This is a genomic window from Lentzea alba, from assembly GCF_047445655.1.
GTDB classification, from domain to species: domain Bacteria; phylum Actinomycetota; class Actinomycetes; order Mycobacteriales; family Pseudonocardiaceae; genus Lentzea; species Lentzea alba_A.
This window is the reverse complement of record NZ_JAJAEG010000034.1, coordinates 90507-102371: the sequence shown is the minus strand read 5'-3', so window position 1 is coordinate 102371 and position 11865 is coordinate 90507. Positions and strand designations below refer to the sequence as shown.

General features: G+C 69.0%; 7 protein-coding genes and 1 pseudogene. 3 read left to right on the top strand and 5 right to left on the bottom strand.

Going from position 1 to position 11865, the window contains the following annotated elements:
• Positions 1–719: 719 nt before the first annotated feature.
• Both LFM09_RS40650 and LFM09_RS40645 read left to right on the top strand, forming a co-directional pair.
• A pseudogene (locus tag LFM09_RS40650) lies at positions 720–3302 on the top strand (glycoside hydrolase family 3 N-terminal domain-containing protein); the annotation flags it as partial.
• Positions 3303–3322: 20 nt separating this feature from the next.
• Positions 3323–3448, top strand: coding sequence for a putative glycoside hydrolase (locus tag LFM09_RS40645; RefSeq protein ID WP_414101976.1), 126 nt, complete (start codon positions 3323–3325; stop codon positions 3446–3448).
• A 21-nt stretch (positions 3449–3469) separates the two neighbouring features.
• Here LFM09_RS40645 and LFM09_RS40640 read toward each other — a convergent pair whose 3' ends face one another.
• The 3 genes from LFM09_RS40640 to LFM09_RS40630 all read right to left on the bottom strand — a co-directional run bounded on the left by LFM09_RS40640 (position 3470) and on the right by LFM09_RS40630 (position 9325).
• A complete protein-coding gene (locus tag LFM09_RS40640) occupies positions 3470–7099 on the bottom strand; it encodes a hypothetical protein (protein WP_414101973.1) in 3630 nt (1209 codons plus the stop codon).
• A 163-nt stretch (positions 7100–7262) separates the two neighbouring features.
• On the bottom strand, positions 7263–8699 hold the full coding sequence (locus LFM09_RS40635) for an alpha/beta hydrolase (protein ID WP_414101972.1): 1437 nt from the start codon (positions 8697–8699) through the stop codon (positions 7263–7265).
• A gap of 47 nt (positions 8700–8746) precedes the next feature.
• The gene (locus tag LFM09_RS40630) at positions 8747–9325 is read right to left on the bottom strand and encodes a TetR/AcrR family transcriptional regulator (protein WP_414101971.1); all 579 of its coding nucleotides are present in this window, start codon (positions 9323–9325) and stop codon (positions 8747–8749) included.
• A 93-nt stretch (positions 9326–9418) separates the two neighbouring features.
• Between LFM09_RS40630 and LFM09_RS40625 the strand changes: the two genes are divergently transcribed.
• Positions 9419–10198 carry an alpha/beta hydrolase gene (locus LFM09_RS40625; RefSeq protein WP_414101970.1) on the top strand — a complete coding sequence of 260 codons (780 nt, stop codon included), beginning with the start codon at positions 9419–9421 and terminating at the stop codon, positions 10196–10198.
• On the opposite strand, the gene LFM09_RS40620 is transcribed toward LFM09_RS40625, so the two are convergent.
• Together LFM09_RS40620 and LFM09_RS40615 are read right to left on the bottom strand one after the other, a co-directional pair.
• Positions 10195–10794 carry a YigZ family protein gene (locus LFM09_RS40620; protein WP_414101969.1) on the bottom strand — a complete coding sequence of 200 codons (600 nt, stop codon included), beginning with the start codon at positions 10792–10794 and terminating at the stop codon, positions 10195–10197. The genes LFM09_RS40625 and LFM09_RS40620 overlap by 4 nt on opposite strands.
• A complete protein-coding gene (locus LFM09_RS40615; RefSeq protein WP_414101968.1) occupies positions 10791–11855 on the bottom strand; it encodes an ATP-dependent DNA ligase in 1065 nt (354 codons plus the stop codon). Before LFM09_RS40615 ends, LFM09_RS40620 begins: the two co-directional genes overlap by 4 nt.
• Positions 11856–11865 lie beyond the last annotated feature (10 nt).

Below are 11865 nucleotides of genomic sequence, written 5' to 3'. Positions count from 1 at the left end.
GGCCGAGCCTGCCAGACGACCGGCTCAGCACTCATTAGCCGAGCTGCCCTTCCGCAGGCGGCGATGCGAAGCGAGCCGTGAAGGCCTGATGCCCCACTCAAGCACCGGTGATGACGTGCCCAGCCCGGCGATTGGAGCTTGACCTTGAGTGCGAGGTGTTACCGTGTTGGGATCGGCCGGGCGCGTTATGTGCCCGGCTTTTCAAGGCCGACAAGCACCTCGCTAGAGGCTCAAGGTCAAGCCCCAATCGCAATCGTCGCGAAGTGGTGATGACTTGACCCGGCTCGTCCAAGGCCTGAGCAACCACCCTCGCAAGGTGACGTGACCGCACAGGTGACCGCCCCGCTGGAACGTGACCAGCCCACGCAAGCCGACCCGCCCGTCCGGCACGCGCCCACCCGAGCAAGGCGACCCCCCGCGCGGCAGGTGGCCCCTCCGCTGAAACTCGCGCCGGCCCACGCAAGCCGACCCGCCCGTCCGGCACGCGCCCACTCGAGCAAGGCGACCGCCCGCACGCCAGGCGACCACCTGATCGGCCGTCGCCCACCCGCACGAGCCGCCCACCCGGCCGCCACCCAACCGCTCAACCCACCCACCCGTCCGGACCAGGGCAAACCCACCCAGCCCGATATGGGAGCTTCCTCCCGCCAGTACCGGAACAAAAGTCGTGAGAGCGTTCCCATTGACGTGGACGTAACACAAAGTTGAGGATCTGCGGCATGCATTGGAGAAGCACTCTCGCCGCAGTGCTGGGGCTGACGCTCGCCGCCAGCGCGACAGCGGCCGCCGCGCCGGAGTCCGCGCAGCACGGACCGAAGCCGCCGGTCATCGGGCAACCCAGGACGGAGCACGGGTGCGCTCGGATCGAGAAGTCCCTGTCCACCCTCAAGGACTGGCCGAAGGTCGAGAGCCAGCTCAAGGGTGACCGCAGGGACGAGGCCAGGATCAAGGCCATCCTCAAGGACATGACGCTGGCCGAGAAGATCGGTCAGATGACGCAGCCGGAGATCGCTGCGATCACGCCGCAGGACGTGACCACCTACGGGTTCGGCTCCGTGCTCAACGGTGGCGGCAGCTTCCCGGGCGGCAACAAGAAGGCCACGCCGCAGGACTGGCTCGCGCTTGCCGACGCGTACTGGACGGCGTCGAAGCAGACGCGGACGAAGATCCCGGTCATCTGGGGTATCGACGCGGTGCACGGCAACAACAACGTCTTCGGCTCCACGGTCTTCCCACACAACATCGGGCTCGGCGCCGCGCACGACCCGTGTCTCGTGAGGGACATCAGTGAGGCCACCGCCGAGCAGATTCGGGCCACCGGGCAGGACTGGGCGTTCGCGCCCACGCTCGCCGTGGTGCAGGACGACCGGTGGGGGCGGACGTACGAGGGCTTCTCCGAGGACCCGCGGATCACGCGGGCTTACGGGTTCGAGGCCATCAAGGGCTTGCAGGACAACGCGAAGAAGCGCATCAGCGAGGACGGCGTGATCGCCACCGCGAAGCACTTCATCGGTGACGGTGGCACGACCGGCGGTAAGGACCAGGGCGTCAACGCCTCCACCGAGAAGGACATGATCAATATTCACGGGCAGGGCTACTACGGGGCTCTGGCCGCGGGTGCGCAGACCGTGATGATCTCGTTCAACAGCTGGACGAACGACGTCATCAACGAGGGCAAGGTGCACGGCAGCAAGTACGTGCAGACCGGCATCCTCAAGGAGAAGATGGGCTTCGACGGGCTGCTCGTCTCCGACTGGAACGGCATCGGGCAGGTCACCGGCTGCACGAACGCCAGCTGCCCGCAGGCGATCAACGCCGGCATGGACATCATCATGGTGCCGCACGACTGGAAGGCGTTCATCGCCAACACGATCACGCAGGTCGAGAGCGGTCAGATCCCCATGGCCCGCGTCGACGACGCGGTGACCCGCATCCTGCGCGTCAAGCTGCGCGCCGGCACGTTCGACGCGCCGAAGCCGTCCGAGCGCGAGCACGCTGGAGAGCAGGAAGCCCTGCTGCACAAGGAACTCGCGCGCGAAGCGGTCAGGGAATCGGCGGTGCTGCTGAAGAACAACAAGCGCGTCCTGCCGTTGTCCAAGCGCAGCAAGGTTCTGGTGGTCGGCAAGAGCGCGGACAGCATCGCGAACCAGACCGGTGGCTGGACGCTGAGCTGGCAGGGCACCGGCAACACCAACGCCGACTTCCCCCACGGCACCAGCATCCTCAAGGGCATCCAGGACACCCTGGGCGCCGCCAACGTCACGTTCGCGGAGACCGCGGACAACGTGGACCCGAGTGCGTTCGACGCCGTCATCGCCGTCATCGGTGAGACGCCGTACGCGGAGGGCGTCGGCGACCTCGGCAAGCGGTCGCTCGAGACCGCTCGCCTGCACCCGCAGGACCTCGCCGTGCTGGACAAGGTGTCCGGCAAGGGCAAGCCCGTCGTCACCGTCTACGTCGGCGGCCGCGCGCTCTACATGAACAAGGAGATCAACCGCTCCGACGCGTTCGTGGCCGCCTGGCTGCCGGGCACCGAGGGCCAGGGCATCGCGGACCTGCTGATCCGGGGACGCCACAACGGGTTCAGCGGCAAGCTGTCCTACACGTGGCCCGGTGCGGCCTGCCCTGCGCTGCCCGGTGAGCCGGCCAAGCAGCCGCTGTTCAAGCTCGGCTACGGCCTGCGCGACTGGCAGACCGGCAACGTCGGCGTGCTCGACGAGTCCAGCCCCGGCGCGCTGTGCTCCGGTGGTGGCGGTGGCACGGCGACCGAGGACCTGGAGATCTTCAACCGCACGGACATCGCGCCGTACCAGGCGATGATCGGCTCCGCGGAGAACTGGGGCGGCACCGTGGTCGGGCCCGACGGCCAGGCCTCGCACGCCGAGATCAACGTCGTGCAGTCCGACGTCAACGTCCAGCAGGACGCGCTCAAGACGACGTGGACCGGCACCGGCCCCGGCCAGGTGTACCTGCAGAGCCCGACCGGCGCGGACCTGCGCGGGTACGGCAACGCCAACTCGGCCATCGTGTTCGACGTGATCGTGCACCAGGCCCCGGCCAACCGCACGGTCATCAGCTCGCACTGCGTGTACCCGTGCATGGCGGAGATCGACGCCACGCAGCTGTTCCGCAACCTCCCCGCCGGACAGAAGGCGACCGTCAAGATCCCGGTCTCCTGCTTCTCCGACAAGGGACTGGACCTGGAGAACGTCAACACGCCGTTCCTGGTCTACACCGACGGCGCGTTCCAGGCGTCGTTCGCGAACGTGCGGTGGGTGCCCAAGGCGGGCGCTGATCCGGACGTCGTTCCCTNGACAAGGGACTGGACCTGGAGAACGTCAACACGCCGTTCCTGGTCTACACCGACGGCGCGTTCCAGGCGTCGTTCGCGAACGTGCGGTGGGTGCCCAAGGCGGGCGCTGATCCGGACGTCGTTCCCTGCACGTAGAACGAAGAACCCAGGCGTGCCCTACCGGCAGACCTGCCGGTAGGGCACGCCCGGGAAGTGCTCCTCCCACTGCGCGGACGTCAGCGGCGCCGGGTTCCGCGCGCACAGCCGGGCGATCGCCTGGTCGGTGCCCACGTCCCAGAGCCTGATCGTGGTGTCGTTGCTGCCGGACGCGAGATAGCTGCCGTCCGGGCTGAACGCGAGCGAGGGCACCGCGAACTCGTGCCCGGAGTAGGTCGTCGAAAGGCGTGGCCGCTCCGGGTTCGTGATGTCCCACAACCGCACCTTCGCGTCGCTGTGCGAGGTGGCGATCCGGTTGCCGTGGAACGCCGCGGTGTACGCGACGTCGGTGAAACCCTTGAGCTGGGCGACCTCCCGCAGCGTCGCCATGTCGATCAGGCGCACGCCGGAGTCGGCGATCGAGGTCGCGAGCAGTTTGCCGTCCGCGCTGAACCCGCCCGCCATCGCGGCGTCCCCGGAGCCGGGGAACGGGATCTGCTTGAGAGCACGCAGATCCGTCGCGTCGAACAGGCGCGCCTCGCCGCGCCCGCCCGCGATGATCCGGCGCCCGTCGGGGCTGAACTGCACCGCCCACACGGACGCGTACCAGTCCTCACGGCGGAAGAGTTCCTGCGGCTGCGCGAGATCGCTGATGTCCCACACGGTGAGGGTGTGCGCCGAGCCGACCGCCAGCGTCCGGCCGTCCGGTGAGAAGTCGAGCGACACGTTGGCGGTCTGGTGGTCACGCGGCTGCAGCTTCGCCTTCAACGCCGGCTCGGCGGGATTCGCGACGTCGTACACGCGGGTGTAGCCGTCGTCGCTCGCGACCGCCAGGTACCTGCCGTCCGGGCTGAACTGGACGAAGCGCGCGAACTCGGTGGCGTCGCTGATCCGCGCGATGGGTTCGCGCGTGCGGCGCGCCGTCATCCGCCAGAGGATCGCCGTGCCGTCCCAGCTGCTGCTCGCGAGCACCTCGCCGTCCGGACGGAACGCCACCGACGACACGATGTTCTCGTGGCCGATCAACGGCATCTCCCGAAGGTCCTGCAGGCGCAAGAACTTCGGTGCGTCGTCGATCACCAGCGTCGTGCCGTCCGGGGTGAACTGCGCCGTGAAGACACCTCCCGGGATCGTGCCGAGCGCGCGCGGCCGGCCGCTCAGCGCGACCTCGTTGACGCTCCACAGCCGCGTCCTGCTGTCGCCCGTGGTCACGAACTTCCTGCCGTCGGGGGAGAAGAACACTCCCCACACGACCGCCGCGCTGCCGGTGATCTCCGCGCGTGACCGCGGCGCGTCCAGGTCGCTCACGTCCCACATCCGGGCGACGTGGTCCCAGCCGCCGGTGCCGATCGTCCGGCCGTCCGGGCTGAACGCTAGCGACTCGACCGCCTGCGAGTGGCCGACCAGCTCACCGCGGGGCTGCGGGGTGCCGTCCAGCGACCACAGCCTGACGGTCGTGCCCGCGGCAACGGCGATGGCGCGGCCGTCCGGGCGGAAGAGAGCTCGTTTCACGCCGGTGCCGTTGCCCGGCAGCGTCTGCGTGAGCTCGGGGCGGTTCGTGTCGTTGAGGTTCCACAACCGCGCGGCGTTGTCGTCGCCGTGCGTGGTCAGCAGGAGCGAGCCGTCGGGGTTGAACGCCGCCGACCTCAGCACGCTGTCCGGGGACTTGAGCTCCCCGTTCTGCCGGGGCTGCCTGGGGTCGCTGACGTCGAAGAACGTGACGTTGTAGCGGCCCATGACGGCGAGCAGGCGGCCCTGCCTGCCCAGGGTGACCGCGTCCGGGTCGAAGGAGAGGTCGATGCCGCCGAGCTGCACCGGCCGGTGGTTGTCCGCGATGTCCCACAGCTTCAGCGTCCGGTCCACGCTCACGGTCACCAGCGTCGTGCCGTGGATCGCGACGCTCGGGATCTCGGACGAGTGCGCGGCGATCCTCGTGAAGTAGGGCCCTGACGGCATGCTCACCAGGTTGTCGCTGGTCTCGGCGTTGTCGGCGAGCTGGTGTGCGGACAGGCTGAGCTGCGCCGCGAGCTGGGAGTCCAGCTGCTGCAGCGCCTTCGCGTCGCTCACCGCCTTGCGGGCGATCGCGATGTTCCGCTGGGTCGTGGCGTCGTTGGACGCCCGGATCGCGTACCCGACGGCCGTCACGGCGAGCACCAGCAGCACGGTCAGCAAGGCCACGAGCTGGCGCAACCGCCGGGTGCGTCGGCGTGAGGCCTGCTGTTCGGCCTCCTCGGCCTCGACGCTGGCCGTCAGGAACCGGCGTTCACGTGCGGACATTGCGTCGTCGTCGCCCGTTGCCCACTCACGCGCGAGGGCGAGGCGCACGCCCCGATAAAGCGCGCCCGAGTCGTGGTTCAACGACTCCCAGGTCGCGGTCGCCTCGGTCAGGCCGTGGTGGATGCGCAGGCCGTCGCGGTTCGCGGTCAGCCAGCCGCTGAGCCTCGGCCACGACCGGATCACCGCCTCGTGCGTGAGGTCGACGCCGGTGTCGTCGAGCGTGATGAGCCGTGCGCGCGCGAGATGGTCCAGCACGAACAACGTGTCGTCATCGTTGTCGAGAGAGTCGCGACTGACCCGGCGCTTGGTGTCCTCGGTGCCTTCACCGAGCGCGGTCAGCCGCAGGAAGATCTTGCGCGCGATCGCCTGCTGTTCCGAGTCCAACGCCAGGTAGGCGGCCTCAGCGCTCTGGGCCAGCGCGTGCCGCACGCCGCCCGTCTCCTCGTAGCTCGCCACGGTCAGACGGGTGCCGCGACGACGACGCCACGTCTCCAGCAGCGCGTGCGAGACGAGTGGCAACGGCGCGTGCTCGGCCTCCAGCACCGACACCAGCGCGCCCTCGACCGTGTAGCCGGCGCGCAACGCCGGTTCGGTGATCGCCCGCCGCAGCTCCTGCGGGCTCATCGCGCCGACCAGGATCTGCGCGTCGTGCAGCGCGTCGACCAGCGCGGGATAGCGGCCGCAGTGGCCGTAGAAGTCGGAGCGGACGCCGATGACGACCTTGCGTGCAGAGAAGTCGAGGTTGGCGGAGTGCGTGATCGCCTCGATGAAGGCGACGCGCTCGTCCTCGTCGCGGCACAGCGTGAAGACCTCTTCGAACTGGTCGATCACCACCAGCTCGGCGGTCGACTCACCCCAGCGCGTCAAGGGGTGCGGGCCGGGGGAGAAGACCTCGGCGGGCCGCGACGCCGCGAGACCCGCGCGCAGCAGCGACGACTTGCCCGATCCGGAAGCGCCGAAAACGCCCACGAAAGGACGTTCGCTCACTTTCTCCAGCAGTTGTCCGACGAGCCTCTCCCGGCCGAAAAACCGGTCCGAGTCCGCGGCTTGGAAGGCGCCGAGCCCGAGGTACGGCGGTTCGCGGTCGACCTCGGTGGGCTCGGCGGGCTTCGCGTTGTCGGACGTCTCCTGCCATCTTCGGCGCCATTGTTCGACGTCGCCGCCACACGCGTGCACGTACGCGATCGTCACGGCCAGACTGGGCAGTTTCCGTCCGCTCGCCGCCTCCGAGAGCACCGTGACCGAATAGTGCGCGACCCTGCTGAGCTCCCGGTAGGTCGGCTTACCTGCTTTCTCACGCAACAATCTCAGGTCCGCGGCGAAGCTGAGCAGCTCGTCATCGGGGGAATCCAGCGGGCGTTCGGGTCTCGGCACCCGCCGGATTGTTCTCTCGTTGTTTGTTCGGCGTCCAGTCGGCGGAACCGAACAACGCGTTCGCTCTATGAAGAACCCATGAACGGAGACATTCGCGACCTGCTCGTCGAGACCACCCGCAAACCCGACAACCCGCCGCCGGACCCGAAGACCTAGCGGCCCGCTAGTCCTCGCAGAAGGCGCCCTGTGGGGGTAGGGCGCCCTCTGCGAGATAGGCCGTCACCTTCTCGGCGACGCACTTCTCGCTCTGGAAGAACCCGGTGTGGCCCTCGCCCCGGTGGGTCAGCAGATGGCCGCTGCGCAACGTCGACGCCAGCGCGACCGAGTCCTGGTACGGGGTGTCCGGGTCGCCGGTGTTGCCGACGACCAGGATCGGCGGCGCCCCCGCCGCCGAGAACGGGCCCGCGTACCGCGACTGCGACCTGACCGGCCACTGGGTGCAGGCGGTGGCGTGCGCGTGGTCGTAGTTCGGCACCGCGTACGCCAGCGCCGGACCGGTGATCGGTGCCAGCGCCGAGGCGATCGTGAGCCGCGCCCTCAGCTGCCCCTTCTGGAACGCCCGGTCCGCGCATTCGACGGCCGTGTTGGCGGACAGGAACCGCACACCCGGCACCGCCAGCAGGTCGCCCGTGCGGTTCTGCGCCTCGACCAGGCCCTTCGCGATGCCGGGCCACGCGCCCCTGCCGCCGCCCAGCTCGGACTGCACGTTGTACGTCAGCGTCGCGCCGTTGCCGGCGAACACGCCGTCCTTCACGACCGGGTCCGCGTCCAGCGCGTTCTGCAGCTTCACGAACGCCGAGCGCGGGTCACCGCCGCCGAACTCGCACTTCGTGGCCACGCACCAGTCGAAGAACCGGCCGAGTGCCGCCTCGATCGCCTGGTACTGGCCCAGGTCGTACTCGTAGGGCCGGTTCGCGTAGGTGTGCGGGTTGTACGCGCCGTCCAGCGCGAGCACGCGGATGTTGTTCGGGAACAGGTTCGCGTACACGGTGCCGATGTAGGTGCCGTACGATATGCCGAAGTAGTTGATCTTCTCGTCGCCGACGGCCTGCCGCATCAGGTCCATGTCCCGTGCGACGTACTCGGTGCCGACGAACGGCAGGAGCTTCGCGCTCTCCCGCTGACAGGCGTCCGCGAACGCCTTGCCGGTCCGCACCGCGCTGTCGAACGAGTCCCGGCGCGGCCGTGCGGACGACTCCGCCCACGCCTGCGTGTACTCGGCCTGCGTCTGGCAGGCGAGCGGCCGGCTGCGCCCCACACCCCGCGGGTCGAACCCGACGATGTCGAACCGGTCGCGCAGCTCGGCCGGCCCGTTCTCGGCGAAGTAGCGCACGAGGCCGTCGGTGCCACCGCCAGGACCGCCGGGGTTGATGAACAGCGACCCGATCCGCCGCGCCGGGTCGGCGGCCCGCTTGCGGGTCACCCCGAGCTCGATCTTCTCGCCGGCCGGGTCGCGGTGGTCGAGCGGCACCTCGGCCGTCGCGCACTCGAACCCGTCGCGGCAGTCCGTCCAGGTCAGCGACGGCACGTCCGTCGCGTGGGCGGCCGGTGCGCCGCCGATCAACAGCACGCCGGTCAGCGCGCATGCCAGGAACTTCACCGTGTGTTCCCCCTCAGGAATCGGTCGGGAGAACGCTTTCACGGGTCCTATTGAGATTCATCAGCCTTAGGTAGGGCGTTCTCCAGCAGGAACCGCGCGGCCACCTGGGCCTGCCTGGCGGGCTCGGACGACTCGGTGATCGCGGTGTTCGTCATCGCCCCTTCGAACAGCAGGAAGATCGAGTCCGCCACCCACTCCGGCCGGCCGGTCGCCGCGACCATCGCCGCGATCGCGCCCCGCACGCCGGACTTCTGGTGGCGCACGACCGCCGTGACGCGCTCCGACGACGGCCCCAGCTCCGCGTAGGAGTTGATGAACGCGCAGCCGCGGAAGTCGGACGTGCCGGACGAGTCCGCCATCCAGTCGAAGACCGCCAGGATCTGGTCCTCCGGCGTGGATGCGCGCTGCACGTACTTCATGGTCTCGGCCGTGATGGCCTCCTCGCGGCGCCGCAGCACCTCCTCGACCAGCGACTCCTTGCCGTCGAAGAGCTGGTAGAGCTTCTTCAACGAGACGCCTGCCTCGGTGCGCAGCTCGTCCATGCCGACCGCGTGCGCGCTCTTGGCGTAAAACAGCCGGTCAGCGGCCTCTAGAACCCGCTCCCGGACCTCTGTGTCCGTCGTCACCTCAGATACCCCTTGCTGTGGAGAACGCTCGTTCTCTACCTTAGCACCTACACCGGAGAACGAGCGTTCTCCACGAAGCTGAAGGAGACGGAAATGTCGAAGATCGTGCTGGTTCACGGACTGTGGCTGACCCCCGCCAGCTGGAAGAACGTCGCCGAGCGGTTCGAAGCCGCAGGCCACGAGGTGCTCACCCCGACCTGGCCCGGCTACGGCGAGGTCGACGAGATGCGGGCCCACCCCGAGATCGCGAACGATCTCGGCGTCGTGGAGATCACCGACCACGTCGAGAAGGAGATCCGCGCGGCCGGCTTCGAGGACGCGATCATCATGGGCCACTCGTTCGGCGGCCTGATCACGCAGAAGCTGCTGGACCGCGGCCTGGGCAAGGCCGGTGTCGCGATCCACTCCGCACCGGCCAAGGGCACGCTCGGGCTGCCGTTCTCGTCGATCAAGGCCGCGTTCCCGGTGCTGAAAAACCCGGCCAACGTCAAGCGCAACGTCGCCCTCTCGCCCGAGGAGTGGCACTACGCCTTCACGAACACGCTGCCCGCTGACGAAGCCGAGGCCTTGCGGCAGAAGTTCGCGATCACCGCGCCCGGACGTCCGCTGTGGCAGGCCGCGACCGCCAACTTCACGACGCACAACGCGACGAAGGTCGACCTGAAGAACCCGGACCGCGCGCCGCTGCTGTTCATCGCGAGCGAAGGCGACAACGTCGTGCCCGCCTCGATGAACCGCGAGAACGCCCGTCGCTACAAGGGACCTGCGATCACCGAGATCAAGGAGTTCCCGAACCGCCCGCACTTCGTCATGGCCACACCGGGCTGGGAAGAGGTCGCCGACTACGCCCTGAACTGGGCCACGAAGTTCTAGCTGTCGAGGTCCACGGGCTCGCCCCTGATCGCGGTCACCGAGCCGCCGGTCTGAGCGGCGAGCCAGACCTCGAAGTCGTCCGGGTCCTTCGTGTGCACGGTGAAGGTGACGTCATGGCCGTATTCGGTGTCCGCGACGTGGTACCCGGCCGCGCGCAACGCGTTCTCCAGCTTGCCCGCCTGATCGTGGTCCACGGCCAGAAGCACGGTCTCGTGCCGTTCGCGGGTGAGCGTGCCCAACGCGTCGATGGCCTCCGACACGGCCCGTCCGTAAGCCCGGACCAGGCCACCGGCGCCGAGCTTGATCCCGCCGTAGTAGCGGGTGACGACGACGGCGGTGTCGACGAGATCCCGGCGGGTCAGCACCTCCAGCATCGGCACCCCGGCCGTACCGGCGGGTTCGCCGTCGTCGGACGAGCGTTGCGTGTCGCGAGTGCGGAACGCCGTGCAGTTGTGGGTGGCCTGCCAGTGCTCCTTGCGGATCCGCGCGAAGAACTCCGAGGCCTCCTGCTCGGAGGCGACGCGGGCGACGTGGCACAGGAACCGCGACCGCTGGATCTCGATCTCGTGCGTGCCGTCCCGCTTGATCACCTTCACGGCTCGATTGTGCGCCTGCGCTCGGCCTCGCCGAACAGGGCGTCCAGCTCGGCCGGCGGCACTTCTTCGAGCTGCTCGTAGGTGCACTCCAGCGGCGTTTTGTCTGAGCGGAAGCGCACGAGCCGTGCGGTGTGGCGGAACCGTCCGCCCTGCACGTGCTCGTACCGCACCTCAGCCACGCGCGACGGATCGAGCAGCACGACCTGGAGCTGCTTCTCGGGGTTCCACCGGCTGTTCATGCCAGGCCCCTCGTAGGTCGCCCACGCCGCCCACGGATGTTCGGCCGGGTTGAGCAGCGGTGCCAGCTCCTCGACCAGTTCGCGCCGCCGCGCGGCGGTGAAGCTGCTCGCGACACCGACGTTGTGCAGCTCGCCGTCCTGGTAGAGCCCGAGCACCAGCGCCCCGACCGTCTCGCCGTCCTTGTGCCAGCGGTAGCCCGCGACCACGCAGTCGGCTGTCCGCTCGTGCTTGACCTTGAACATCACCCGCTTGTCCGGCTCGTAGACGCCGTCGACGTGCTTCACCATCACGCCGTCGAACCCGGCGCCCTCGAACCGGGTGAACCAGTCCTGAGCCACCTCGGGGTCCGTCGTGGACGGTGTCAGGTAGACGCCGGGGATCTCGGTGACGATCTCCTCCAGCATCTTGCGGCGCTCACCCAGCGACAGCCCGGTCACGTCCTGGTCGCCGCACGCCAGCAGGTCGAACGCCACGAACGACGCGGGTGTCTCGACGGAGAGCTTCCTGACCCGCGAAGCGGCCGGGTGCAGGCGGAGCTGGAGGGTGTCGAAGCTCAATCCGTCCGGGGTGACCAGCACGATCTCGCCGTCCACCACGCACCGCGGCGGCAACGACTCGCGCAGCAGGTCGACGACCTCGGGGAAGTACCGGGTGAGCGGCTTGTCGTTGCGCGACCCCAGCTCCACCTCGTCGCCGTCGCGGAACACGATGCAGCGGAAGCCGTCCCACTTCGGCTCGTACGCGAGGCCGTCCCCGCGCGGCAGCTCGGGCACGGACTTCGCGAGCATCGGCTTCACCGGCGGCATCACGGGCAGGTCCACCCACGGACCA